The organism is Pseudomonas sp. B3G-3 (assembly GCF_028640915.1).
Classification (GTDB): Bacteria; Pseudomonadota; Gammaproteobacteria; order Pseudomonadales; family Pseudomonadaceae; genus Aquipseudomonas; species Aquipseudomonas chlororaphis_I.
This window is the reverse complement of record NZ_JAQZAB010000109.1, coordinates 36730-61370: the sequence shown is the minus strand read 5'-3', so window position 1 is coordinate 61370 and position 24641 is coordinate 36730. Positions and strand designations below refer to the sequence as shown.

Annotated in this window: 19 protein-coding genes; 9 read left to right on the top strand and 10 right to left on the bottom strand. The window is 65.0% G+C overall.

Annotated features, from left to right (window positions below; translation table 11 throughout):
- Nucleotides 1-48: 48 nt before the first annotated feature.
- Nucleotides 49-1701, bottom strand: a complete 1653-nt coding sequence (locus PVZ80_RS17870) for a cyclic peptide export ABC transporter (RefSeq protein WP_273864319.1) — start codon at nucleotides 1699-1701, stop codon at nucleotides 49-51.
- A 187-nt stretch (nucleotides 1702-1888) separates the two neighbouring features.
- Between PVZ80_RS17870 and PVZ80_RS17865 the strand changes: the two genes are divergently transcribed.
- Nucleotides 1889-2752: a formyltransferase family protein gene (locus PVZ80_RS17865; RefSeq protein ID WP_016702396.1), complete on the top strand. Its 864-nt coding sequence runs from the start codon at nucleotides 1889-1891 to the stop codon at nucleotides 2750-2752.
- 54 nt (nucleotides 2753-2806) lie between these two features.
- Here the strand turns inward: PVZ80_RS17865 and pvdO are convergent, their stop codons facing one another.
- Genes pvdO through pvdM form a run of 3 tightly spaced genes read right to left on the bottom strand, consistent with a single transcriptional unit; the run spans nucleotide 2807 to nucleotide 6476 of the window.
- Complete coding sequence (pvdO, locus tag PVZ80_RS17860; RefSeq protein WP_050999736.1) at nucleotides 2807-3700, bottom strand: dihydropyoverdine dehydrogenase; 894 nt, start codon at nucleotides 3698-3700, stop codon at nucleotides 2807-2809.
- Nucleotides 3701-3746: 46 nt separating this feature from the next.
- Nucleotides 3747-5045: a pyoverdine-tailoring periplasmic protein PvdN gene (gene pvdN / locus PVZ80_RS17855; protein ID WP_053269569.1), complete on the bottom strand. Its 1299-nt coding sequence runs from the start codon at nucleotides 5043-5045 to the stop codon at nucleotides 3747-3749.
- Between the two features lie 21 nt (nucleotides 5046-5066).
- Nucleotides 5067-6476, bottom strand: coding sequence for a pyoverdine-tailoring dipeptidase-like protein PvdM (pvdM, locus tag PVZ80_RS17850; RefSeq protein ID WP_009049989.1), 1410 nt, complete (start codon nucleotides 6474-6476; stop codon nucleotides 5067-5069).
- A gap of 208 nt (nucleotides 6477-6684) precedes the next feature.
- Between pvdM and pvdP the strand changes: the two genes are divergently transcribed.
- Nucleotides 6685-8307 (top strand): pyoverdine maturation tyrosinase PvdP, encoded by a 1623-nt coding sequence (gene pvdP / locus PVZ80_RS17845; RefSeq protein ID WP_038633908.1) that lies wholly within the window; start codon nucleotides 6685-6687, stop codon nucleotides 8305-8307.
- A gap of 75 nt (nucleotides 8308-8382) precedes the next feature.
- Here pvdP and PVZ80_RS17840 read toward each other — a convergent pair whose 3' ends face one another.
- From PVZ80_RS17840 to PVZ80_RS17830, 3 genes are read right to left on the bottom strand one after another with little or no spacing between them, the layout of a single operon-like run.
- Nucleotides 8383-9792: an efflux transporter outer membrane subunit gene (locus PVZ80_RS17840; protein ID WP_039968105.1), complete on the bottom strand. Its 1410-nt coding sequence runs from the start codon at nucleotides 9790-9792 to the stop codon at nucleotides 8383-8385.
- 7 nt (nucleotides 9793-9799) lie between these two features.
- The gene (locus tag PVZ80_RS17835) at nucleotides 9800-11773 is read right to left on the bottom strand and encodes a MacB family efflux pump subunit (RefSeq protein WP_009049986.1); all 1974 of its coding nucleotides are present in this window, start codon (nucleotides 11771-11773) and stop codon (nucleotides 9800-9802) included.
- Nucleotides 11774-12946, bottom strand: coding sequence for an efflux RND transporter periplasmic adaptor subunit (locus PVZ80_RS17830; protein WP_101282941.1), 1173 nt, complete (start codon nucleotides 12944-12946; stop codon nucleotides 11774-11776).
- Between the two features lie 333 nt (nucleotides 12947-13279).
- Between PVZ80_RS17830 and PVZ80_RS17825 the strand changes: the two genes are divergently transcribed.
- The 6 genes from PVZ80_RS17825 to PVZ80_RS17800 all read left to right on the top strand — a co-directional run bounded on the left by PVZ80_RS17825 (nucleotide 13280) and on the right by PVZ80_RS17800 (nucleotide 21015).
- Nucleotides 13280-13762 carry a sigma-70 family RNA polymerase sigma factor gene (locus tag PVZ80_RS17825; RefSeq protein ID WP_016702389.1) on the top strand — a complete coding sequence of 161 codons (483 nt, stop codon included), beginning with the start codon at nucleotides 13280-13282 and terminating at the stop codon, nucleotides 13760-13762.
- Between the two features lie 131 nt (nucleotides 13763-13893).
- Nucleotides 13894-15228, top strand: coding sequence for a lysine N(6)-hydroxylase/L-ornithine N(5)-oxygenase family protein (locus tag PVZ80_RS17820; RefSeq protein WP_101282939.1), 1335 nt, complete (start codon nucleotides 13894-13896; stop codon nucleotides 15226-15228).
- A 580-nt stretch (nucleotides 15229-15808) separates the two neighbouring features.
- A complete protein-coding gene (mgtA, locus tag PVZ80_RS17815; RefSeq protein WP_101282935.1) occupies nucleotides 15809-18574 on the top strand; it encodes a magnesium-translocating P-type ATPase in 2766 nt (921 codons plus the stop codon).
- Nucleotides 18575-18860: 286 nt separating this feature from the next.
- Nucleotides 18861-19577: an MgtC/SapB family protein gene (locus PVZ80_RS17810; protein WP_007927856.1), complete on the top strand. Its 717-nt coding sequence runs from the start codon at nucleotides 18861-18863 to the stop codon at nucleotides 19575-19577.
- A gap of 173 nt (nucleotides 19578-19750) precedes the next feature.
- Entirely contained in the window at nucleotides 19751-20167 is a 417-nt protein-coding gene (locus PVZ80_RS17805; protein WP_053269561.1) for a hypothetical protein, read from the top strand.
- Between the two features lie 368 nt (nucleotides 20168-20535).
- A complete protein-coding gene (locus PVZ80_RS17800) occupies nucleotides 20536-21015 on the top strand; it encodes a hypothetical protein (protein ID WP_028682085.1) in 480 nt (159 codons plus the stop codon).
- Nucleotides 21016-21019: 4 nt separating this feature from the next.
- Here the strand turns inward: PVZ80_RS17800 and dkgB are convergent, their stop codons facing one another.
- The 3 genes from dkgB to PVZ80_RS17785 all read right to left on the bottom strand — a co-directional run bounded on the left by dkgB (nucleotide 21020) and on the right by PVZ80_RS17785 (nucleotide 23586).
- On the bottom strand, nucleotides 21020-21823 hold the full coding sequence (gene dkgB / locus PVZ80_RS17795) for a 2,5-didehydrogluconate reductase DkgB (RefSeq protein WP_273829192.1): 804 nt from the start codon (nucleotides 21821-21823) through the stop codon (nucleotides 21020-21022).
- A 189-nt stretch (nucleotides 21824-22012) separates the two neighbouring features.
- The gene (locus PVZ80_RS17790; protein ID WP_009049978.1) at nucleotides 22013-22552 is read right to left on the bottom strand and encodes a PaaI family thioesterase; all 540 of its coding nucleotides are present in this window, start codon (nucleotides 22550-22552) and stop codon (nucleotides 22013-22015) included.
- A gap of 125 nt (nucleotides 22553-22677) precedes the next feature.
- Nucleotides 22678-23586, bottom strand: a complete 909-nt coding sequence (locus PVZ80_RS17785) for a LysR family transcriptional regulator (protein ID WP_273864318.1) — start codon at nucleotides 23584-23586, stop codon at nucleotides 22678-22680.
- A gap of 107 nt (nucleotides 23587-23693) precedes the next feature.
- Here PVZ80_RS17785 and PVZ80_RS17780 point away from each other — a divergent pair, with 107 nt between their 5' ends.
- Nucleotides 23694-24560 carry a pirin family protein gene (locus PVZ80_RS17780; RefSeq protein ID WP_273864317.1) on the top strand — a complete coding sequence of 289 codons (867 nt, stop codon included), beginning with the start codon at nucleotides 23694-23696 and terminating at the stop codon, nucleotides 24558-24560.
- Nucleotides 24561-24641: the final 81 nt, after the last annotated feature.

The window sequence follows — 24641 nt, the reverse complement described above, 5'->3', positions numbered from 1 at the left end:
TCTCAGTTCTGTCTGTAAGACGCACCAGTTGCCAGAAACCGGAAACAATCACGCCGGTTGCAGATCGCTCATGACTTGCCCGGCCTTCATGCGCACCAGCTGGTCGGCGATATCGAAGTAGCGATCGTCGTGGCTGATGACGATGATGGTCTTGCCCAGGCTCTTGAGATCCGGCAGCAGCTCGGTATAGAAAATCCGCCGGAAGGCCGGGTCCTGGTCGGCGGCCCATTCGTCGAACACCAGCACCGGGCGCTCTTCGAGCCAGGCATTGATCAGCGCCAGGCGCTTGCGTTGGCCGGTGGAGAGGTCGGTGGTGGTGAAGGCGCCATCCTTGATGCTGACCTTGTGGGCGATTTCCAGGCGGTCCAGGTACTGGGTGGCGATGTCCAGCGACTTGCCGGCATTGCCCTGGACCAGGTCGTCGAACAGGTGGTAGTCGGCGAAGACCGTGGTGAACAGTTGTCGGTAGTCGTCCCGGAGCCGGTCGGTCACGGCTTCGCCATTGAGGCGGATCTCCCCGGACTGGGGCTGGTACAGGCCCAGCAACAGCTTGATCAGGGTGGTCTTGCCGCAGCCGTTCTCGCCGACGATGAAGACGATGTCGCCCTGCCTGATGTTCAGGTTGATCGGGCCCAGGTGGAACGGCTCGCTGCCTGCCACGGGCGGCGGGCTGTAGCTCACGCCGCGCAGTTCCAGGCTGTGCACCACCGCTTGCGGCGCTTCGCTGTCGTCCATCAGCAGATGCGGCTCGGGGGAGGAGAAGCGTTCGGACAGCTCGCGGATACGGGCGAAGGCGATCTTCGCCTTGCCAACGATGGGCAGGTAGCCGACCACGTGTTCCAGGGGGCCCTTCATGTACAGCAGCACCAGCACGAAACCGGTGATCACGGCGGGGTCCGGGTTCGGGTAGTAGGCCTGCATGGCCAGGGCCAGGCCGATGACCACGAAGAACAGCATCGAGCCGAAGCTCTTGGCCAGGATATAGATGTTCACCGAGCGCACCTGGATATCGCTGATGCGGTCCGCGGTTTTCTGGATGCGCTGGGTGTTCATGCGAAAGCGCCGTGGCCGGTGGATGCGCAGTTCCTTGGCGCCGGAGGCAATAGCGTTGTAGTAGCGCTGCAGTTCGTCCTCGTGGTCGCGTGCTTCGTCGAAGCCCTTGATGCCCTTGCCGCCGGCCACCAGTTGCACGCTGGTGCCGATGATGATGGCGACCACCATCATCAGGAACATCGGCACCGACAGGTACGCCAGGTAGCCCAGGCAACCCAGGGTGACGGTGGTGGCGATGGCCAGCGGGGTGAAGGCGAAGGAGAAGTCGCTGATGGTGTCGACGTCGTGGGTCAGCACCGGGATCAGGCGGTGGGAGCGGTAGCGTTCGATCTGGGTGATGGGCGCCGAGAGTACTTTTTCCCCCAGGTCCTTGCGCAGGGCGGCAATGATGCGCTGGCCCACGTAGTTGGTGCCGATGTCCGAGACGATCGAGCTGGTCAGGGCCAGGAGGCACAGGGCGGCGAAGGTCAGGACCACGCCCTGGGTCATGCCGGTCGCCGAGTGCAGGGCGTTGTTGATGGTCGCCAGCAGCAGGGTGATGGCCAGGCCGCCGACCATGCCCAGGGCAACGGAAATCACGACAGTGGTACGAAAGGGTCTGAGCAGGGCGAGCAGTCCGTGAAAGGCTCCGCGCTTGGGGTCGGTCATAAGGGGTTCCCGGCAGTGAATGAAGGGTCGAGGCAGAAAGACCCGTACTCATGAACAGACGAACCGTTGGCGGGAGTATTTAGCGTGGCCGCGGGCGCGGATAAATTGCCCGGCGCCTGCTTCGTTCTTGTTCTGGAGGTGCACGCGTAACGACGTCGTGCCTGGCCCATTCAGCGAGAGCGAGCAAATGACGAAAAAGAATCTGGTGTATGTCTGGTCCCTGAGGAACGCGGCGGCCGACAAGGCCGGGCAACCGGTGGCCTACAAGGATCACGAGCGCTACATGAAGTCGGTGCTGGAGTTCCTGGTGGAGTCGCTGAACCAGACGCCCCTGGGCGAGGCGTATAACCTGGTGGGGGTGGTGTATGACGATGACGAGCAGTCGCCACGGGACCAGCAACTGGTGAGCGACTACGGCTTTGCCTATCAGCCCGGCCGGCAGTGGCTGTACCCGGCCGACCTGCAGGTGCAGGGGCGCCTGGTCAACGACCTGCTGCTCAGCGTGCCGTCCACCTATCGCCGCCATCCGCGGGGTTCGGCCGAGCATATAGCCGGCAAGCAGGATTTCGAGCGTCGCCTGCACGACACCCTGGTGGAGCTCAAGGCCGACATCGTGGTGCTCGACGGCCTGCTGGTGATCCTCGACGAGCTGGTGCGTCCGGGCGCGCCTTTCGCGCGGCGGATCATGAACATCCATCCGGGCATCACCCGCCTCGAGTCGCCCTACGAGCGTCGCGGCGCCTATGCCACCTGGAATGCGCTGTACGGTGCCCGTGGGCAGAAGGTGGTGGACTGGACCACGCGGGAAACCGAGCCGGTCGAGCCGCTGTACATGACCGGTGCCTCGTTCCACTACGTGGACAACGGCATCGATTCCGGCGAGGTGTTCCACGACGTGCTCAACACCGAGATCGCGCCCGAGGACACCATCCTCGAACTGCGCTGGAACAACTTCAACAACAGCCTGTTCCCGGCCCTGCATGAAGGCCTGGCGCTGTTGGCCGAGCAGCTTGGCCAGCAGCCGGTCGGCGAATCCCGGGCCGGCGCCTGAGGCCCGCGGCGATCAGGCGCGACGCTCGCGCTTGATCGCTGTCGATCGGGCCTTTTACTGGTGCTGGGTGCCGGGCTGTTCCAGTTCGCGCACGACACGGAAGCTCAACCAATCCCCACGCACTTCGCGCTTGCGGCTGTTGCGGTTGCCCGAGCGGGAGAACACCGGGGCCTCGCCCCAGTCGTTGCCGCGAATCTGCGCGTCGAGACACACCCCGCCCGATTCCTCCATCCAGGCCCTGCCATCGGCGGGCGCGCCGACATAGTCGGGGTGCCAGCAGTCGGCGACCCACTCGTAGACATTGCCGTGCATGTCATACATGCCGAAGGCATTGGGCGGGTAGCTGCCTACCGGGGCGCTGTAGCTGTAGCCGTCCTTGGGGCCGTAGGTGTTGGCGTGCTGGGTGATCTGGTACTGGCCTTCTTCATCGAAGGGGAAGGGGAACGAGCCGCTGCTGCCGGCCCGCGCGGCGTACTCGCGCTCGGCCTCGCTGACCATCCGGTAGTGCTGGCCGGTCTTCTTCGACAGCCACCGCGCATAGGCCTGGACGTCGGCATAGTCGACGCAGACCGCGGGCTGGCGCGGGCCTTGTTCATAACGCGGCTTGCTGGCCTGGCACAGGCGGCCGGGACGCTCGTCGCCGTCCTTGATCACTGTGCCGGTCTCGCGGATGTAGGCGTCCAGCTCGCCGGCGGTCACGTGGAAACGGCTCATGGCGAAGGCCTTGTTGAAGGTCACCGTATGCTGCGGGCCTTCGTCGGGCTCTCGGCCGACTTCGTCTTCGGGGGTGCCCATGACGAAGCTGCCGGCGGGCAGCACCACCATCTCCGGGCAGTTCTTGCAGTCCTTGAACACGCTGCCGGGCTTGGGTGGCTCGACGGCCTGGGCATTGAGGCTGACCAGGCAGCCGAACAGCGCGGCGAGTGAGGAGCAGGCGACAGGTTTCATCATCAATAACCTTGTGCAATGTAGAGAAAAGAAGTGGGCGAGGGGCTCAGGCGGTCTTGCCGGCGCGCAGGCGCTTGCCCAGCAGGTCCATGGCGCGGTCGATGTCTGCTTCGCTGTTGAGCAGGCCGGGCGCCATGCGCACCAGCGGCCCCGCGTCGCGGTACACCGCATCCACCAGGATGCGGTTCTCGATCAGCCAGGCGGCGGTGGCGTCGGTGTCCAGGTTCGGGCCGCGGAAGAAGGTGAAGCCAGCGGACAGCTGCGGGCTCAGGGGCGTCACCAGTTCGATGCCGGGGAGTTCCTGCAAGCGTTGCTTGAGGTAGCTGTTGAGTTGGTGGATCCGCGCCTGGATGTTGGCCTTGCCCAGCTGCATGTGCAGGTCGAAGGCCTGGTCCACGGCCCAGCGGTGCTCGAAGCTGTGGTAGCCGCCGGGGGTCATGGTGGTGGCGAAGTCCTGGTTCTCGGAGAAGGTCGCCACCATCGGCGTCAGGTGCTCGAGCTTTTCCGAGCGCGAGCAGAAGATCCCGGTGCCCCGCGGGCCGAACATCCATTTATGGGTGCCGGCGACGAAGAAGTCGCAATTGAGGTCGGCAAAAGTGACGTCCTCCACCCCCAGGCCGTGGACGCCGTCGACGCAGTAGAGAATCCGCTCGGCCTCGTCGCGGTTGCGGTTGTGCTGATCCACCAGCTTGCCGATCTCGCCGATCGGCAGTTTCACGCTGCTGCCCGATTGCACCCAGGTCATCCCCAGTACCCGGGTGTTGGGGCGGATGCTGCGGTCGATATTGCCCAGCACTTCATCGACGCAGACCTGGTGGGGCGACTTGAACAGCTCGATGGTGCGCACCTGGGTGCCGTCGCGCTGGGTGCGGAACTTCAGGGCGTTACGGGTCGAGTAGTGCTCATGCACCGTGGTCAGTATCTCCTGCCCGGGGCGCACGTGAATGCCGCCATACATCATGGCCAGGCCTTCGGTGGTGCTGCCGGTCAGGGCCACCTGGGCGGGCTTGATCTGCAGGTAGCGGCCGACGCTCTCGCGCACCTGGGCCTCGCGCTTCCAGGTGTACTGGGTGTCGTAGTCCATGGCCATGGCCGGGTTGCGATCCAGGACCGCGCGGTATTTTTCGATGGCTTCGCGCACGGGTTTGGGGTGCGAGGTGATGAGGAAGTTGGCCAGGTGCACGTAGTCCGGGTCGAGGTCGAACAGCTGGCGCAGTTGGTCCCATGGCTGCTGGTGGGTGGCGGGCGTGGCGGCGGCCCGGGCCTGGCCGATGGCGAAGGTGCCCAGGGGCAGGGCGGCGGCCAGCAGGCTCGCGTGCTTGAGGAAGGTCCGACGATTGGTCACAGGGATTCTCGTGGTCAGGGTTCAGCCGGCGACGGCGGGTGGTTCGACGGGATGTGTGGCGGGTTGCGTGGCAGGTTGCGCGGTGGGGCTTACCGGCTTGGCGAGTTTCTGCACCTGTTCCCAGACGCGCAGGTAGTTCTCGCCCCAGAGCTTGGCAATCTCGATATCGCTGTAGCCGCGCTGGATCAGTTCGGCGGTGACGTTGCGGTTGTCCGCCACGTTCATCCAGCCGTTGACGCCGCCGCCCTCGTTGAAGTCCGAGCTGATGCCGACGTGATCGATGCCGACCTTCTTCACCGTGTAGTCGATGGCGTCGACATAGTCCTTGAGGCTGGCCTTGGGCTCTTCTTCCAGAATGCCGTACAGGGAGCTGGCGTACTCGCCGAAGCGCTGTTCCGGCCAGATGGTGATGACCGCGTCGCCCGGCATCAGGGCGTTTTCCAGGCCTTGCAGCGGGCCCAGGTCGAAGCGCTGGCGCAGGGCGTTGAGCTTGTCCAGGGTCGGCTGGCTGAGGGGCCGCAGGTAGGTGGAGAAGCCCACCACCTGGACCACCCCGCCCGTGGCCTTGATCACCTGCAGTTCCTTGTCGCTGAGGTTGCGCGGGATGTCCACCAGCGCCCGGGGCGCGGAGTGCGAGGCCACCACCGGCGCGCGGGTCAGGGCCGCGACGTCGTCCAGGGCCTTGCTGGACATCTGCGAGACGTCGATCACCACCCCCAGGTCGTTGAGCCTGCGCACGGCCTGCTTGCCGATCGGCGAGAGGCCGCCGAGGGCGTCCCGGGTGTCGTTGAAGAATGGCAGCGGGCGCGAGGAGTCGGCCCAGTCGTTATTGCCCACATAGCTGAAGCCGAACAGGCGCATGCCGCGGGCGGCCCACTTGTCCAGCTGGTCGAGATCGTCGCCCATGGCGTAGGCGTTGAGCAGGCTGATCACCACTGCCAGCTTGCCTTCGGAGGCGATGCGGCGCAGGTCGGCGGGGGTATAGGCAATGGCCGCCTGGTTGGGGAAGTCGCGCACCAGGCCCTGGATGATCCGGTAGCGGGTCTCCCGCTGGTGCCGGGCCTCTTCGACGAAGCCGGCGGTGGGGCGATGCGGGGCGTTGGCGCCGTTCCACATTTCCGGCCAGGCGAGAATGCTCAGGGCGGCGCCGGACATCCTGCCGCGACCGGCCTTGACCAGGTCGAACTGGCGATGGGTGTCCTTGTCCGCCTCGGTGCCTTCGGTGCCGAAATCCAGGGGCACGGTGATATGGCTGTCGAAGGAGATGATGCGTTCCTGCAGGTCGTTGGCGTGCTTGACGATTTCGCTGGGGTAAGACACCCGGTCCTTCCAGTAGTAGTGCCAGGCGGCCCCGGCACCGACACCGAGTACGGCGACAGTAAGTACCAGCAGGCTCAGGTAGAGGGTTTTCTTACCAGGTAATTTGATCATTGCTATCCCAGTCGCAGGCGGGCTGATGACGGGGCCGGAGCGGGAGGCGCAATGCCTCCAGGCCCGACCTTTTTGTGCACATCTATCCGCGATAAACGAGCTGGCCGGCGGCAAATTTAGCGGCCCGGGAGCGGCTCGCCGGTAAATTTCCGTGCAAATCCAACGTTCTAGCTAGATGCGTGAGGCGCCACTGGATATAGGTAGAGCGATGAGGTTTTCGAGACGAGGATTTTTGACCGGTCTGGCGGTGACGGGGGCGGCTATTCCTGTGGCGCTCTACACCCGCAAGGAGTTGCAGCGCCTGGATGTGCGTCGTCAGGAAGAACTGGAAATCACCCCGGGGGAAGCCAAGCTGGAAGTCGCCCTCGACCCGGGCATGCGCCTTGCCGATCACCTGCGGGGCATCTGGGATATCGAGTTCCTGGATGCCGACGCACCGCTGCCGCGTCGCGGCTGTGAACTGGTGCTCGATGTCGGTCCGACCGGGCGCGGCCTGCGGGGCTTCCTGGGGCGTGCGCAAAGCCTGCGGGGCGACGGTCCGGTGGAGTTTCGGGTGCAGGGCGAGCTGGCGGCGGTGGACGCCGCGAAATTGTGCTGGCGGCTGTTCCCCGGCGGCCAGCTCAGCGGCGCGCCCAGCCATGAGTGCCAGGTGGTGCTCGACGAGGTCTGGGCGAACTGGGGCAATGCCGGCAGCGGCACCCTCAGTGGCCGCCTGCAGTCGTTGCAGGTGTCGCTCCTGGCGCCGGTATCCGCGGTGCGCTTCGTGGCGCGCAAGCGGGCCTTTCCCGCGGCCCGGGAGCAGAACGGCCTGAGCCCCGAGTTGCTGGCCTGGCTGGTGTCCCCGCAGCATCGCCTGTTCCACCAGCTCTGGCATGCCTCCCGGGATCGCTGGCATTCCTTGCCCAAGGACAAGCGCAACAGCCTGCGCGGGCTTGGCTGGCAGCCGGGACCGCTGAAGCACGAGCGCGATGCCCGTGGACGACGCAAGCATCGCAATGCCTCGGGGATCGATTTCCTCTTCATGCACCGGCACATGCTGTTGCAGGCGCGTTCGTTACAGCCGGACCTGGTGTCCTGGCAGCAGCTGCCCTTGCCGTCCCCGCGCCTCGAGCAGGATCGTCTGGGCTTTATCCGCTACTACGAAAATCACGACGGCTGCTCGGTGCCGCCGGCCTGGATCGCCGACGACGATGAAGAGTTCACCCAGTGGCTGCATGGCTTGAAAAGCGACGCGGCCTTCTATGGCAACTTCCAGGTCTGGGAGTCGCAGTACCAGGATCCCGACTACCTCAGCCGCCTGACCCTGGGGCAGTTCGGCTCGGAGGTCGAGCTGGGCCTGCATGACTGGTTGCACATGCGCTGGGCCGATGTCGCCCGGGACCCTGCCAACGGCATGCCGGTCATGGAGGCCCGGGTGTCCTCGGACTTCGCCGGACGCTGGTACCTGGCGCAGAACGACTTTCTCGGCGACCCGTTCTCGTCCCATGTGCATCCGATGTTCTGGAAGTTCCATGGCTGGATCGATGACCGCATCGACGATTGGTTCCGCGCCCATGAGCGCTTCCATCCCGGTGAAGTGTTGCGCCGCGAGGTCAACGGCGTGCCGTGGTTCGCGCCCGGGCGCTGGGTCGAGGTCGACGACCCGTGGCTGGGGGCCTCGACCCATGGCTGCGGCCCGCTGGGCAACGCGCCGGGCGAGATGTCGCTGGAGATGGACCAGGAGGTCATGAAGCTGGCCTTGCGTATCGCCCTGAGCCGTGACGAGGAAGTGCCGCAGTTGCTCAAGCGGGCCCCCCGGCGTCCCTGGTACGCCCAGCACCTGAAGGTGTGAGTCGGCAAGGCAGCGGCGCGGGTCCTGTTGCAGGGCCCGCGCTTTTTTTCAGCGTTTTATTTAAAGGCTCTTTATTCAGCGCTTCTTCGTTTCGAGTGTCTTCCAGCCACCGCCCAGGGCTTTGTACAGGGCAATGCTCGACTGCACCCGGGACAGCCGCAGTTGCACGTTCTGGTCTTGTGCGGTGTACAGGGTGCGCTGGGTTTCCAGGACTGTGAGCAGGTCGGCGGCGCCGGCCTGGTAGCGGCTCTGGGCGATTTCGAAGGCGCGTTGCGCCTGCCTCAGTTCTTCGTCTTGCCATTGCCGCTGCTGGTCCAGGCCGCGAATGCTGTTGAGGGCCTTTTCCACATCGGCGAAGCCATTGACGATCGCTGCGCGGTAGCTTTCCAGCAGTTCCTGCTGGCGGGCCGTGGCCCGGTCGCGCTCGGCACTCAGGCGCCCATTGTTGAAGATCGGCGCCACCAGCCCGGCGGTCAGGTTGTAGAAGGGGCTGCGTAGCACGTCATCGAACTGGTTGGCGCCGGAGCCGAGGTTGGCGGTCAGGGTCACGCTGGGCAGCATCGCCGCCCGCGCCACTTTGACATCGGCCCGGGCCGCCGCCAGCCGGGCTTCGGCGCCGGCGATATCGGGGCGGCGGGCCAGCAGGTCGCTGGGCACCCCGGCATCGATGTCCGGCCAGTTCAGTCGGGCGAAAGGCTGGTCGCTCAAGGTCAGGCTCTGTACCGGCCGGCCGAGGAGGGCGGCGAGGGTGATCAGGGCTTCTTCGGCCTGTTGCCGAACCAGCGGCACCTGGCGTTGCTGCGCCGCCACCAGGCTCTTCTGCTGGGCCAGCTCCAGGGCGGTGGCCGAGCCCGAGTCGTAACGGGTCTGCACCAGCCTGAGCACGCTTTGCGCATTGGCCAGGTTGAGTTCGGCGATGCGGCTCTGCTCGCGCAGCGACAGCACCTGGGCGTAACTGTTGGCCACGCCGCTGAGCAGGGTCAGCTCCACGGTGGCCTGGTCGAATTCGCTGGCCTGCACGCCCAGCAGCGCGCTGTCCCGGGCGGCACGCTTGCCGCCCCAGAAATCGATTTCATAGCTGGCGCTCAGGCCGGCATCGAAATAGTCCACGGCCTTGTTGTTGCTGTCGGCATTCAGCTGGCTGTAGCCGTTGCCCCGCATGAGCTTCTGGCGGTTGGCGTTGAAGGTGCCGTTGACGGCGGGCAGCAAGGGCGCGCCGGCAATGACGGCACTGGCCTGCGCCTGGCGCACCCGGGCCATGGCGGCGGCCAGGTCGTGGCTGCCCAGGCGAGCCTGTTCGATCAGGCGTTCCAGTTCCGGGCTGCCGAAGCGGGTCCACCATTGCCGGTTGTCCTGCTGCGCGGCCGCGGTATGCGGCGAGTGCCAGGCGGGCGGTGCCTGCAAGCCACTGTCCGGGCGCGGCGCGGGGCCGCTGCAGGCCGCCAGCAACAGGCTGGCGGCGATAAGGCTGAGGGGCGCTTTCATAGGTCGATCATTCACTGGTGAGGGCCGTGACCGGGTCGAGTCGGGCTGCTTTGCGGGCCGGCATGAAGCCGAAGACGACGCCGGTGACCAGGGCGCAGGCGAAGGCGCCCAGGATCGCGGCCAGGGAGAAGGCCACGGCCACTTCGCTGAGGATCAGGATGCCGCCGATGATCAGCGCCACGCCGATCCCGGCCAGGCCGCCGACCACCGAGAGCATCACCGCCTCGGTGAGGAACTGGCGCAGGATGTCGCGCTGGCGGGCGCCGGTGGCCATGCGGATGCCGATCTCGCGGGTGCGTTCGCGCACGGTCATGAGCATGATGTTCATCACCCCGATGCCGCCCACCAGCAGCGAGATCGCGGCGATGGCGCCGAGCATCAGCGACAGGGTGTTCTGGGTCCGGGCCTCGGCCTGGATCATCGCGGCGTTGTTGGTCAGTTCGAAGTCGCGCTTGCCGCCGTGCATGCGCAGCATCAGTTCGTCGATCTCGCGCTCGGTCTGCTTGACCCGGCTGGCATCGGCGGCGGCAATCGCCACGTACTGCGGGTTATGGTCGCCGAACAGGCGGATGCTGGCGGCGGAGTAGGGCACGGCGATGCGGTCGTCGCTGTCGCTGTCGCCGGAACTGGCGCCCTTTTCCGAAAGCACGCCGACCACCTGGAACGGCACGTTCTCGATCAGGATGTATTGGCCGATGGGGTTGGCCACGTCCTTGAGGAGCTTTTCCCGGACCTTGTGGCCGATCACCGCCACCGCCGCTGCCGAGCGTTCGTCGGCGTCGCTGAAGTAGCTGCCCTGGGCCACGGGCCAGTTGAAGATCTCCGGGAAGTTGGTGTCGTTACCGCCTACATAACTCATGTAGTCGGCGTTGCCGAAGCGCACCCCGGCCTTTGCGCCGTTGACCGGCATGATGCGTTTTACCTGGGGCAGGTTGGCCAGGGCCGCGACGTCGTCCAGGGTGACGATGCCCTCGGGCGTGCGCGGGTTGGGCGAGTAGCCGCTCAAGTAGATGATGTTCGAGCCAAAGGCGCCCATCTGCGCCATGACCTGGCGCTTGCTGCCTTCGCCCACCGCCAGCATCACCACCACCGAAGCCACGCCTATGACGATCCCCAGCAGGGTCAGGGCGGTGCGGAAGCGGTTGATCCACATCACCCGCCAGGCCGCCTGCACGGCGTCCACCAGTTCGCCTTTCCAGGCGCCGTTGTGTTCGCTGCCGTCGGCCAGGCGCTGGCGCAGGTCCACCGCCTGCAGGGCGCCGCTGTTGGCGCTGGCCTGGACCTCGGGGTGGTCGTCGGCGGTGTCGCTGATGATCTCGCCGTCGCGGATTTCGATGATGCGCTTGGCCCGCGCCGCGACTTCGCGGTCGTGGGTGATGAGGATCACCACATGGCCCTGGCTGGCCAGCTCGTCGAGTAGCGCCATGACCTCGGCGCCGCTGTGGCTGTCGAGGGCGCCGGTGGGTTCGTCGGCGAGGATGATGTGGCCGCCGTTCATCAGTGCGCGGGCGATCGACACCCGCTGCTGCTGGCCGCCGGACAACTGGTGCGGGCGGTTGCCGGTGCGGCTGGCCAGGCCCAGGCGGTCGAGCAGGGCGGCGGCGCGGGCATGGCGCTCGGCCGCCGGGGTGCCGGCGTAGATCGCCGGCATCTCGACGTTTTCCTGGGCCGAGCCGGACGCAATCAGGTGGTAGCCCTGGAACACGAAGCCGAAGGCTTCGCGGCGTAGCCAGGCCAGTTCGTCGCTGCCCAGGCGGGCGACGTTTTCCCCGGCGAACAGGTACTCGCCCGAGGTCGGGCGGTCGAGGCAGCCGAGGATGTTCATCAGCGTCGATTTGCCGGAGCCGGAGGCGCCGACGATGGCGACGAACTCGCCGGCGTGGATCGACAGGTCGATGCCACGCAGCACGTCCACTTGCGGCGTGTCGCCGCCACCGTAGGATTTGCGGATGTCCTTGAGGTCGATCAGCGGGGTCTGCATTCAGCCTCCGCTGCTTTGCGCGGGACCGATCAGCAGGTGATCGCCTTCGGCGAGGCCGTCGAGGATCTGGATGCGCAAGCGGTCGCTGATGCCGACCCGCACCTTGCGCTCCTCGATCGAACCGTTTTTCGCCACCACCCGGGCCAGCTGCATGCCGCTCTCGGCGCTGCCCTGCAGGGCGGCAAGCGGCGCGGTGAGGACGTCCTGCGCGCGCTCGGCGACAAAAAACACCTGGGTGGTCATTTCGGCCATCAAGGTGTTGTCGGCGTTATCCACATCCAGCAGCACGGTGTAGAGCACCACCCGGCCGCTGCCGCTCTTGCTCGAACTGTTGGGGCTGCCGCTGCCCTGGCTGCTTTCGTTCAGCGGCTTGGGCGGGATCGGCAGGATCTGCCGCACGGTGCTGGTCCAGCGCCGGGTGCCGCCGCTCAAGGTGGTGAAGTAGGCGCTCATGCCCGGTTTGACGTGACCGATATCGGCTTCGGAGACTTCGGCCCAGACGGTCATCGGCGACAGCCGGGCAATGCGCAGGATCAGCGGCGTCTGCTGCTGGGCGTTGAGGGTCTGGCCTTCGCGGGCGTCCACCGCGACCACGGTGCCGGACATCGGCGCGTAGATCCGCGTATAGCCCAGCTCGGCCTGGTCGCTGCGCAGGCTGGCCTGGGCCTGGCGGATCTGCGCCTGGATCATGTCGATCCGCGCCTGGGTGGCCTTGAGTTCGGCGCGGGCGGTCTGCACGTCTTCGTCACGGGTCGCGCCGCCGGCGGCGAGGTTCTGCTGGCGCTGGTACTTCTGCCGGGCCAGCTCGTTCTGCGCCCGCTGCTCTTGCAACTGGGCCTGCAGGTTCTCGATGGAGAAGCGGCTGGCGTCGAGCTTGGCTTGCTGGGTGGCGGGGTCGATCTCCACCAGCAGCTGGCCTTCCTTGACCGGGTCACCGGCCTCGACGTGGATCTTGCGGATCTGCCCGGACGCCTGGGCACCGACGTCGACATAACGCCGCGGTTGCAGGGTGCCCAAGGCGGTCACGCTGCTTTCGATGGTGCCGCGGCTGACCTGCACGGTGGCGAACTGGTCGCGCCCTGGCGGCAGGATCTGCCAGGCGGCGAGGGCGACGATGGGAATCAGACACAGGGTGACAAGCAGGGCGCGTCGGGGATGACGGGGACGTTTCATGCAGGGTTCCGGCCAATGGAAATCGGCCCGTCGTCCGGCCTGGCCCGTGGTATGGGCGCTGGCTGGAGGCTGTCGATGGAGCGACAGATACGGGGAGCTGTCAGGTAAACGAGGGAAAACAGAGGGAATTTAAGCATGGACACATGGAGTTACAGCTGGGGCGAAAAATGTAGACGAAGAAAATAAAGTCGGCGAATCGACTCAGTACTTTAAATCTATATGAGAATTACTATAAATTACGCCACTTCTAAACTGCCATCATCGAATCGCCTGCCCAGGGGCGGGGCGCCGGTTGTGCTCAAGGACAAAAGCCGCGTATCGCGGTCGGGAGTCATGTTGGAAAACTACTATCGCGAGCTGGTGTGTTTCCTCAACGCCAAGCTGGGCAACCTGCAGGTGGCCGAAGATGTGGTGCATGACGCTTACGTGCGGGTGCTGGAGCGCTCCAGCGACACGCCGATCGAGCAACCGCGGGCCTTCCTCTATCGCACCGCGCTGAACCTGGTGATCGATGGCCATCGGCGCAACGCCTTGCGCCAGGTCGAGCCGCTGGATGTGCTCGACAATGAAGAGCGCTTCTTCAGCCCCTCGCCGCAAACCAGCATCGACCACGGCCAGCGCCTGGACATGCTGCAACGGGCGCTGGCGGAGCTGCCGGCGCTGTGCCGGGAAAGCTTCCTGCTGCGCAAGCTCGAAGGCCTGTCCCACCCCGAGATCGCCGAGCGCCTGGGGATCTCCCGCAGCCTGGTGGAGAAGCACATCGTCAACGCGATGAAACATTGCCGGGTGCGGGTCCGGCAGTGGGACGCCCATTGATCCTTCTTTGTTAAATTTTTTTTCACTGTCCTCGTTCCTACTCAACAGACGACCTGCTGCCTCGCCATGGGCCGATCAGGTCACCGTCGATTTCTCCCCGCGTTGAGGGATTTATCCAGAGGACACTGGAAATGACACAGGCAATTGCATCGACCATCGTTCACGACCTGATCGGTATCGGTTTCGGCCCCTCGAATCTGGCGCTGGCTATCGCGCTGGAAGAACGTGGCCAGATCCAGGGGCCGCTGGACGCGCTGTTTCTCGACAAGCAGGCCGACTACCGCTGGCACGGCAACACCCTGGTGGCCCAGAGCGACCTGCAGATTTCCTTCCTCAAGGACCTGGTGACCCTGCGCAACCCGACCAGCCCGTACTCCTTCGTCAACTACCTCAAGCACCACGGCCGCCTGGTGGACTTCATCAACCTGGGCACCTTCTATCCGTGCCGCATGGAGTTCAACGATTACCTGCGCTGGGTCGCCGGGCACTTCCAGGAGCAGAGCCGCTACGGCGAAGAAGTGCTGGCCATCGAGCCGGTGCTGCACAACCAGCAGGTCGAGGCACTGCGGGTGATTTCCCGCGACAGCCAGGGCCAGGAATTCGTCCGTACCAGCCGTTCGGTGGTGGTCAGCCCTGGCGGCACGCCACTGATCCCGGACACCTTCAAGGCGCTCAAGGACGACGGCCGGGTGTTCCACCACGCGCACTACCTGGAACGCATGGCCAACCAGCCATGCACCAGCGGCAAGCCGATGAACGTGGCGATCATCGGGGGCGGGCAGAGCGCCGCCGAGGCCTTCATCGACCTCAACGACAGCTTCCCATCGGTGCAGGTGGACATACTGATGCGCGGTTCGGCGCTGAAGCCGGCGGACGACAGCCCCTTCGTCAACGAAGTGTTCTCGCCGGCCTTCACCGACCTGGTGTTCCAGCAGCCGAGCGGCGAGCGCGAGCGCCTGGTCCACGAGTACCAGAACACCAACTATTCGGTGGTGGACGTCGACCTGATCGAACGCATCTACGGGATTCTCTACCGGCAGAAAGTCTCCGGCATCGCGCGCCATGCCTTCCGCACCCTGACCACCGTGGAGAAAGCCACCGCCACCGCCCAGGGCATCGAGCTGCTGCTGCGCAACACCTCCACCGGCGAGCTGAGCACCCGCCACTACGACGCGGTGATCCTGGCCACCGGCTACGAGCGCCAGACCCACCGCGCATTGCTGGCGCCGCTGGAAGCCTACCTGGGCGACTTCGAAGTGGACCGCAACTACCGGGTCATCACCGACGAGCGCTGCAAGGCCGGCATCTACACCCAGGGCTTCAGCCAGGCCAGCCATGGCCTGAGCGACACCTTGCTGTCGGTGCTGCCGATTCGTGCCGAGGAAATCGCCGCCTCGCTGTACGAGCACGACAAAGGCCGCCACAGCCGTTCGGTGCGCGACCTGCTGCTGGCCACCGCCAGCTGATAGAGGCCGTCGGGCCCGATAGTTCTGTGTTGAATGTTCGGGCCTCATCGCGGGCAAGCCTCGCTCCTACAGACGCAAATCGACGTCAACCTGNNNNGCCCGCGATGGGCGGCGCAGCCGTCCCCCATTCCAACCCTCTCGATATCCCCGAAAATCCCCGCATCCAGCCTTCGCTGCCGACCCTTCCTGAACCTTCGCTGAAGAACTTTTCGATTCCCCCGCCCGGGCCTTTGCCGCCGATTTACTCGGCAAAAAACGCGGCGTAAGCTTCGCGCGTTTTCCATCAAGCGGAGACCCACAGTGGGTACTTGTTCGAGTGACAGTAGTCGGCCGGTTTCGATAACCGGCGCCTTCCCGGCAAGATAACGCGCCCGCTTTTTTGCGCCGTTGTCTCGCCGTAACAGCGAGCGGCGGCTTCCCGACCGTGGCCTTCAGGGCCCGTTCCCGATGTCCTTCTCATCGACACTGCAACAGTGGGTGATGCCTGACGCATCGCCGCGCTACGGCTGCGCCTGTTCGCGCGGCCGGCGAACCCGACCTGGCTGTGAGTCTCCCGGCGCCGACCGTTAGGGGACACACCATGAACCTCACCCTGCTCAAAGAGTTTTTTGCCGGCTTCCTGCGGACCCGGCACTTCGCCCGGCACTTTCGCCGCCTGGCCTTGCTGGAAAGCTTCAGCGACGCCAGCGTCAGCCGCGATGTACCGCCCAGCCTGGCGCACACCCTGGTGGCCGCGGCCAACGACGAGGCCGCGGACCTGCTGCAACGCCTCGGCAGCCACACCGATGGCCTGAGCGAAGCCGAGGCCCAGGCCCTGCGCGAACGGCATGGTCTCAACGAGGTCGAGCATGAGCAGCCGCTGCCCTGGTGGACGCACCTGTGGCATTGCTACAAGAACCCCTTCAACTTGCTGCTGACCCTGCTGGCGGTGATCTCCTGGCTGACCGAAGACATGAAGGCGGCCACGGTGATTTTTTCCATGGTGGTGCTCTCCACGCTGCTGCGTTTCTGGCAGGAGGCCAAGTCGAACAAGGCCGCCGACGCCCTCAAGGCGATGGTCAGCAACACTGCCACGGTGCTGCGGCGCGATGTGCTCGATAGCGCGCCGTCGGTGTTCGCCAGGCTGCATGGCGCGGCGGTGGCGCACCAGGGCCTGCAACGCCTGGAACTGCCGATCCGGCAACTGGTGCCGGGCGACCTGATCCAGCTTTCGGCCGGCGACATGATCCCCGCCGATTGCCGGGTGCTCAGCGCCAAGGACCTGTTCGTCAGCCAGGCGGCGATGACCGGCGAATCGCTGCCGGTGGAGAAATTCCCGCGCCAGCAGGACGCCGCCACCCTCAACCCGCTGGAGCTGGACAACATCCTGTTCATGGGCACCAACGTGGTGTCCGGCGCGGCCACCGCGCTGGTCCTGACCACCGGCAATGCCACCTATTTCGGCGCCCTGGCCCAGCGGGTCGGGGCCACCGACCGGGCGCCGACTTCGTTCCAGAACGGGGTGAACAAGGTCAGCTGGCTGCTGATCCGCTTCATGTTCGTCATGGCGCCGCTGGTGCTGTTCATCAACGGCTTCACCAAGGGCGACTGGATGGAGGCGCTGCTGTTCGCGCTGTCCATCGCCGTGGGCCTGACCCCGGAAATGCTGCCGATGATCGTCACCTCGACCCTGGCCAAGGGCGCGGTGTTCCTGTCGCGCAAGAAGGTCATCGTCAAGCGCCTGGACGCGATCCAGAACTTCGGCGCGATGGACGTGCTGTGCACCGACAAGACCGGCACCCTGACCCAGGACAAGATCTTCCTCGCCCGGCATGTGGATGTCTGGGGGGAGGAGTCCGAGGACGTGCTGGAAATGGCCTACCTGAACAGCTACTACCAGACCGGCCTGAAGAACCTGCTGGACGTGGCGGTGCTGGAGCACGTCGAAGTGCACCGCGAGCTGCGGGTCGGCACGGCGTTCCAGAAGGTCGACGAGATTCCCTTCGACTTCAACCGGCGGCGCATGTCGGTGGTGGTGGCCGAGAAGGAGCGTGCGCACCTGCTGATCTGCAAGGGCGCGGTGGAGGAGGTGCTGGCGGTGTGCACCCGGGTGCGCCATGGCGCCGCCGAGGAAATGCTCAGCGACGAGCTGCTGGCGCGGATTCGCCAGGTCACCGCCGAGTTCAACGGCGAAGGCCTGCGGGTGGTGGCCGTGGCCGCCCGGCCGATGCCGCGGGGCCGCGACAGCTACAGCCTGGCGGACGAGCAGGGGCTGACCCTGATCGGCTACGTGGCATTCCTCGACCCGCCCAAGGAAAGCACCGCGCCGGCCCTCCAGGCCCTGGCCGCCCATGGCGTGGCGGTGAAGGTACTGACCGGCGACAACGAGCTGGTGACGGCGAAGATCTGCCGCGAAGTCGGCCTGGAGCAACAGGGCCTGTTGCTGGGCAACGACATCGAGCGCATGAGCGATACCCAACTGGCCAAGGCCGTGGAAACCACCAATGTCTTCGCCCGGCTCACGCCCTCGCACAAGGAGCGCATCGTCCGCCTGCTCAAGGGCAATGGCCATGTGGTCGGTTTCATGGGCGACGGCATCAACGATGCGCCGGCATTGCGCACCGCGGACATCGGCATCTCGGTGGACAGCGCCGTGGACATCGCCAAGGAGGCGGCGGACATCATCCTCCTGGAGAAAAGCCTGATGGTGCTGGAGGAAGGCGTGCTGGAAGGGCGGCGGACCTTCGCCAACATGCTCAAGTACATCAAGATGACCGCCAGCTCGAACTTCGGCAACGTGTTCTCGGTGCTGGTGGCCAGTGCCTTCATTCCGTTCCTGCCGATGCTGCCGATGCACCTGCTGGTACAGAACCTGCTGTACGACATTTCCCAGATCGCCATCCCGTTCGACAACGTCGACGAGGACATGCTGGCCCGGCCCCAGCGCTGGCAGCCGGCGGACGTCGGGCGCTTCATGCTGTTTTTCGGGCCGATCAGTTCGATCTTCGACATCGGCACCTTCGCCCTGATGTGGTACGTGTTCGACGCCAATACCCCGGACCACCAGACGCTGTTCCAGTCCGGCTGGTTCGTGGTCGGGCTGCTGACCCAGACCCTGATCGTGCACATGATCCGCACGCCGAAGATCCCCTTCCTGCAAAGCCGCGCGGCCATGCCGCTGCTGGTGATGACCTTGGTGATCATGGCCATCGGCATCTTCCTGCCCATGGGCCCGCTGGCGCACTACTTCAAGCTGCAGGCGCTGCCGTCGCTGTACTTCGTGTTCCTGCCGGTGATCCTGCTGGCGTACATGGCGCTGACCCAGGCGGTGAAGGGCTTTTATATCCGCCGGTTCGGCTGGCAATAAGCGGAGCGCCGCACCAAATCCTGTAGCCGCTGCCGCAGGCTGCGCCAGGACCGCAGGTCCTCCGGCGTTGGTACGATCGCCACGGCCCTGCGGGCCGATCGCAGCCTGCGGCAGCGGCTACAGGGTTAACCGGCAATCGCCATCTGCTCGTAATACCTGCCGGTGCAAGATATCCGGCACCCTGGCCGGCCTCATCGCGGGCGGTTGGATCGCCGCCCGCTCGCTCCGGCAAAGTGCACCTATCCTGTAGGGGCAACCGACCGTCGCGTACTCAAGGACTTGATTCATGCAAGCACTCCAGAACATCAACCTGACCTCCCTGGTGGACACCCTGGTCAGCCTCAGCGCGGCTTTTATCCTCGGTGGCTTGATCGGCTTCGAGCGCCAATACCGGCAGCGCACCGCCGGCCTGCGCACCAACGTGCTGGTGGCGGTGGGCGCGGCGATTTTCGTCGACATGGCCAACCGTCTCGGCGGCGCCGAAGGCGCGGTGCGGGTGGTGGCCTATGTGGTGTCCGGCATCGGTTTTCTCGGTGCCGGGGTGATCATGCGCGAAGAGGGCAACGTGCGCGGCCTGAACACCGCGGCCACCCTCTGGGCCTCGGCGGCGGTGGGTGCCTGCGCCGGTGCCGACCTGATCCTCGAGGCCTTTCTCGGCACGCTGTTCGTGCTGGCGGCCAATACTTTGCTGCGGCCGATCGTCAACAACATCAACCGCCAGCCGCTGGACGTGATCTCCGCCGAGGTCACCAACATCGTCTATGTGATCGCCCATCGCTCCAAGCAGAAAGCCGTGTTCGCCCTGCTCGAAGCGGAGCTGGAGCGCAGTAACTACCCGGCCAGCGACATCGATGTCCATGCCTTCGGCAACGACGACGTGGAGATCGAAGCCACCCTGGCCACCACCTCGGTGGACGGCGACGAACTCGACGCGCTGGTGGCGCGGCTGTCCACCTCGGCCCTGGTGGAGCAGGCATTCTGGAGTCCCAGTACCACCGAATAGACCGCGCAATCGTGTTGGTGCGGTGGGGCGATGCGCCTGTAAACAGCGGGCTTTTTGTCGAGAGGAAAAAATTCTCCGTCTACAGCGATTTTTGCGAATCGTCTTAAAGAGTCGGCCGGGGGCCATCGGATAGTCTGTTGAACCTCTGTGTTCAACCGAGAGTTGCCACGCCGATGCCCAACAAACGCCTGAGAATACTGATTGCCGACGCGTCCCGGGAACGGTGTGGACGCATCCAGCGTGTGTTGAATGGCCTGGGTTACTTTCGCGTCGCCACGGTGGAGGCTTTCCGCGAACTGGTAACCCTGACCCACTATTCCTGCGAGCCCTTCGAGAACTTCGACCTGTTGCTGCTCAGCGGCGAGCTGGCGTTTGCCGCCGGGGTGGACGCCGGCGTGTTCTGCCAGGGCAACCCGCAGATCCGCCATGCCATGATCTACGGCGGCCGCACCGACCATGCATTGCCGGTGGTCCTCGGCGCTTCTGTGTTACAGGAGATTCTCTGGGTGCAGGGCGCAACGCAGGAGATCCTCCTGCGTTTCATTGCCCATATCAATCCTCCCTCCTCGGGCAAAGACCGAACCTGCTGAATACTGGAATAGCCCCCCGCAGTGGCTGGGAACAGGGCTTGCGTCGTGCTGCTGGCGGCGGACACCACCACCTGGCCAGCGGTTTTCCGATGGCCTCTGCCGGGGCCGGGCGGGCCTTTTGTCTCCCCCGGGCCGGGCAAGAAGCAGGGCCCAAAGCTGCCCATCGATCCCGGGTGTATGCCGCCGATGCCCGTGGATATCCCAGGGAAACGAGCATTTCAGGCTTAAAAAGTAGGGGAAAGCCGTATTTTAGTAATGTGGAGTAGGGCTTTTCAGAAAAACCTTAGAGAAAACACTCGGCTGCTCCCCTAGCCTTTATTCGTAGGCTTGGAGCCTGTCATCTCAGACTTTTTCATGGTCGCGAAAAAATGCCGAATAAAACGTTACGAATCCTGATCGCCGATGAACAGCATTTTCATCGAATGAAAATCGAGCGGGTGCTGAACCAGCTGGGCTATTACCGGATTGCACCGATGTATCGACTCATCGAGGTGTTGAACATCGTGGAATATGGCAGTGAGCCAATGGACCTGCTGATCATCAACGCCTCTCTGGGGTTGCAGGCCCGGCTCGATATCGTGGCGTTCTGCATGGATAACCCGCAGGTCCGTCACGTACTGGTCTATGACTCCGAGCTTCTCGGCATGCCATCGATTCCACCCGGCTCGCGACGCAAGCTGTATATCAGCAGCCTGCCGTTGCCGGACTACGAGACCATCAGCCGCTTGATGAGGGCCATCGACACCGGCCGCCGGAGCAGGACCCCGGCGGCCGGAACGTTTCCCGGCAGCTCCAATGAGGAAGAAATAGCGCCCGACGGCATTCGGTTGAATGTCGTGGTGCGCTAGGACCTCAGTCCCACGCCGGTGCAATGCCGGCGGGGCTGGTCAGGCGATGCCCGCGCTCCAGCTCGGCGATGCGCCGCATGTCTGCTTCGCCCAGGGTCAGGGCACAGGCCTTGAGGTTGCTTTCCAGGTTCGCGCGCCTGGTCGAGGAGGGAATCACCGCATAACCCGATTGCATGGCCCAGGCCAGGGTCACTTGAGCCGGCGTCGCCCGATGCTGCTCGGCGATCTGCTGGATGATCGGGTCCTTGAGCACTTCCCCGTAGGCCAGCGTCATGTACGAGGTGATGTGAATCCCCTGGCTTTGCGCGAACTCCACGACCTTGCGGTTTTGCAGGTAAGGATGCAGTTCGATCTGGTGGGTGGCGATGTGTTCGGCACCCACCGCGGCGATGGCCTGTTTCATCAGGTCGTTGGTGAAGTTGGAAACCCCGATCTGCCGGGTCAGCCCCAGTTGCCTGGCTTCCAGCAGCGCCGCCATGAATTCTTCGACCGGCACCTGGTTGTCCGGTGACGGCCAGTGGATCAGGGTCAGGTCCAGGTAGTCGGTCCGCAGCTTGCGCAGGCTGTCCTTGAGGCTGGGGATCAGCTTGTCGCGGGCGAAATTGGCGACCCAGATCTTGCTGGTGACGAACAGCTCGTCGCGGGGGATGCCGCTGTCGGCGATGGCCTGGCCGACCTCGGCTTCGTTCTCGTAGATCTGTGCGGTGTCGATCGCCCGGTAGCCCAGCTCGAGCGCGGTGCTGACCGAGTCGATGACCACCTGGCCTTGCAGGCGATAGGTGCCGAGGCCGAAAGCAGGTACAGACATGGATGACTCCAGATGGCAGTGGAAAGGCCACGAGTATCCCGGTCCGTACCTTTGAGAAAAACCGCCGGACAGGCAAAGGAATCTTTACCGCGAATCACGAATATCCCCGGCTCCCGCAGAGACGACGCACGCCCCCGCAGGAGCAATCGGACGACCCCATTCCATCACCCAACCCCGCACATGACGGGTTCAGCCACGGGCTTCGAGGATCATGCAGGTGGTGGAACCGGTGGCGTACAGGCGGCCATCGACATCGTAGATCCGTCCTTCGGCCAGGGCGGTGGAGCGGCCCAGGTGGACGATCTTGCCTTCGGCGCGGATCGGCCCGCTGCTGCCGGTCAGGGCCCGCACATAACTGATGCGCAGGTCCAGGGTGGTGTAGCCCTGGCCCTTGTTCAGCCGGGTGTGGATCGCGCAGCCCATGCAGGAGTCCAGCAGGGTCGCGGCATAACCGCCGTGCACGCTGCCCAGCGGGTTGTAATGGCGGGCATCCGGGGTGCCCTGGAACACGAAGTGCCCGGCGGACCATTCGATGGGGATGAAATCCATCAGCGTGCCGATGGGCGGCGAGGGCAGTTCGCCGTTGCCGATGCCATCGAAGAATTCGCTGGGGGAGAGGGCGCTGACTTCGGCCAGGGACAGGCTGCCCGGACCGGCCAGGCGTGCGCGCATGGCCTGTTCCTGGGCAATCCACTGGGCCAGGGTGGCCTCGCGGGATGGGCTTTGCATGGGCGTTTTCCTCACTGGGCGGAATAAGATGACGAGCAAAATATTATGTTCGAAATATTATTTCGGCCAGTGTCAAAAACGCCACAGGTCGGAAGATTCGGCCTGGCTTCACCTGGAGCGCATCCTCAGGTGATATCGCTGCGGCTGAACTCCTCGCCGAGAAAGTCGATCAGGGTGCGCACCGACGGCAGCAGGCCACGGCGCGACGGGAAGATCGCATGGACGATCCCGCACTTGGGCGCCCAGTCCGGTACCAGCTGCACCAGGCGCCCGGCGGCCACATCGTCGCGCACCACCACGCTGGGCAGGTGGACGATGCCGATCCCCGCCAGGGCCGCCTGGCGCAGGGCGATCAGGTCGTCGGTGACCATCCGCGGCTTGTGGCGAATCTGCGCCAGGGCTTCGTTGGGGCCGAACAGCTCCCACTGGTATTCGCGCTGCGCCGAGCCCCAGTGCAGGCTCGGCAGGCCGCTGAGGTCGGCGAGCGAGGCGGGGCTCGACAGCCGCGCGAGAAAGTCCGGGTGGCCGACCAGCCACTGGGTGCTGTTGCCCAGCACCTTCATCACCAGGTCGCTGCTTTCCAGCGGCGGGAAGCGCACCCGCAGGGCGATGTCGAAACCTTCGTGGATCAGGTCGACCCGGCGATTGGTGCTCTCGATGAACAGCTCCACCAGCGGGTACTTGAGCATGTAGCGGGTCAGCATCGGCCCGACCCAGGAGTTGAGCAGCGCGGTCGGGCAACTGAGGCGCACCAGGCCCTGGGGTTCGGAACGGTTGCGCTCGATGACTTCCGCGGCGCTTTCCGCTTCCACGCGCATGGCCAGGCAGCGCTGGTAGTACTCATGGCCGATCTCGGTGAGCGAGCAGTGGCGGCTGGTGCGGTGAATCAGGCGCACGCCGAGGCGTTCCTCGAGCTGGGCAATGCGTCGGCTGAGCTTGGACTTGGGCATGTCCAGGGCGCGCCCGGCGGCGGCGAAACCCCGGTGTTCGACGACCTGGGTGAAGTAATAGAGGGTGTTGAGGTCTTCCATCATCGTTCTCCAAATAGAACGCTAAGGACGATTTTTGCAGTCTAGTGCATCAAAGGTATGGGTTTTAAGGTGTATTCACGAAATAACTCACCCATGTCGGAGGCACCCGCATGAAAAACATCATCGGTATCTACACCAGCCCACGGTCTCACTGGGTGGGCGACGGTTTCCCGGTTCGTACGCTGTTTTCCTACGACAACCTGGGCAAGCACATCAGCCCGTTCCTGCTGCTCGACCACGCCGGCCCGGCTGAATTCACCCCGACCCAGCAGCGTCGTGGCGTGGGTCAGCACCCCCATCGCGGCTTCGAAACCGTGACCATCGTCTACAAGGGCGAGGTGGAACACCGCGACTCCACCGGCAGCGGCGGCAAGATCGGCCCTGGCGACGTGCAATGGATGACCGCGGCCTCGGGGATTCTCCACGAGGAGTTCCACTCCGCAGCGTTCGCCCAGTCCGGCGGCACCCTGGACATGGTCCAGCTGTGGGTCAACCTGCCAGCGCGGGACAAGATGGCCGCCCCCGGTTACCAGACCATCCTCGATGGCGACATTCCGGCCATTGCCCTCAAGGACAAGGCCGGCACCCTGCGGCTGATCGCCGGCGAGTTCGACGGCGTCAAGGGCCCGGCGCGCACCTTCACCCCGATCGACGTCTGGGACATCCGCCTGAATGCCGGCAAGCCCCTGACCCTCGACCTGCACCAGGGGCGCAACACCGCCCTGGTGCTGCTGCGCGGCACGGTCCAGGTCAATGGCCAGGAGCTGGTGCGCGAAGGTCAGCTGGTGCTGTTCGAACGCGATGGTGACCAGATCAGCCTGGAAGCCAACAACGACGCGGTGGTGCTGCTGCTCAGCGGCGAACCGATCGACGAGCCCATCGTCGGCCATGGCCCGTTCGTGATGAACAGCGAGGCCGAGATCCACCAGGCATTCGTCGACTTCCAGTCCGGCCGTTTCGGCCAGATGCCTGGCTGACACCCCCTTACCGACTTGCACAGGATGTGTAGGCCGGTTTCAGGGCCAGGGATGGCTGTTGCCTTAAATAAATGCCTAGAC

Excerpts from the sequence above, each read along its gene's own strand:
- PVZ80_RS17790 (WP_009049978.1), bottom strand. The coding sequence starts at position 22,552 with ATGCAAAGCCCATCCCGCGAGGCCACCCTGGCCCAGTGGATTGCCCAG.
- PVZ80_RS17820 (WP_101282939.1), top strand. The coding sequence starts at position 13,894 with ATGACACAGGCAATTGCATCGACCATCGTTCACGACCTGATCGGTATC.
- PVZ80_RS17835 (WP_009049986.1), bottom strand. The coding sequence starts at position 11,773 with ATGCAGACCCCGCTGATCGACCTCAAGGACATCCGCAAATCCTACGGT.
- PVZ80_RS17830 (WP_101282941.1), bottom strand. The coding sequence starts at position 12,946 with ATGAAACGTCCCCGTCATCCCCGACGCGCCCTGCTTGTCACCCTGTGT.
- PVZ80_RS17810 (WP_007927856.1), top strand. The coding sequence starts at position 18,861 with ATGCAAGCACTCCAGAACATCAACCTGACCTCCCTGGTGGACACCCTG.
- pvdM (WP_009049989.1), bottom strand. The coding sequence starts at position 6,476 with ATGATCAAATTACCTGGTAAGAAAACCCTCTACCTGAGCCTGCTGGTA.
- pvdO (WP_050999736.1), bottom strand. The coding sequence starts at position 3,700 with ATGAAACCTGTCGCCTGCTCCTCACTCGCCGCGCTGTTCGGCTGCCTG.
- mgtA (WP_101282935.1), top strand. The coding sequence starts at position 15,809 with ATGAACCTCACCCTGCTCAAAGAGTTTTTTGCCGGCTTCCTGCGGACC.
- PVZ80_RS17805 (WP_053269561.1), top strand. The coding sequence starts at position 19,751 with ATGCCCAACAAACGCCTGAGAATACTGATTGCCGACGCGTCCCGGGAA.
- PVZ80_RS17785 (WP_273864318.1), bottom strand. The coding sequence starts at position 23,586 with ATGATGGAAGACCTCAACACCCTCTATTACTTCACCCAGGTCGTCGAA.
- PVZ80_RS17870 (WP_273864319.1), bottom strand. The coding sequence starts at position 1,701 with ATGACCGACCCCAAGCGCGGAGCCTTTCACGGACTGCTCGCCCTGCTC.
- PVZ80_RS17800 (WP_028682085.1), top strand. The coding sequence starts at position 20,536 with ATGCCGAATAAAACGTTACGAATCCTGATCGCCGATGAACAGCATTTT.
- pvdP (WP_038633908.1), top strand. The coding sequence starts at position 6,685 with ATGAGGTTTTCGAGACGAGGATTTTTGACCGGTCTGGCGGTGACGGGG.
- PVZ80_RS17865 (WP_016702396.1), top strand. The coding sequence starts at position 1,889 with ATGACGAAAAAGAATCTGGTGTATGTCTGGTCCCTGAGGAACGCGGCG.
- PVZ80_RS17825 (WP_016702389.1), top strand. The coding sequence starts at position 13,280 with ATGTTGGAAAACTACTATCGCGAGCTGGTGTGTTTCCTCAACGCCAAG.
- PVZ80_RS17780 (WP_273864317.1), top strand. The coding sequence starts at position 23,694 with ATGAAAAACATCATCGGTATCTACACCAGCCCACGGTCTCACTGGGTG.
- dkgB (WP_273829192.1), bottom strand. The coding sequence starts at position 21,823 with ATGTCTGTACCTGCTTTCGGCCTCGGCACCTATCGCCTGCAAGGCCAG.
- PVZ80_RS17840 (WP_039968105.1), bottom strand. The coding sequence starts at position 9,792 with ATGAAAGCGCCCCTCAGCCTTATCGCCGCCAGCCTGTTGCTGGCGGCC.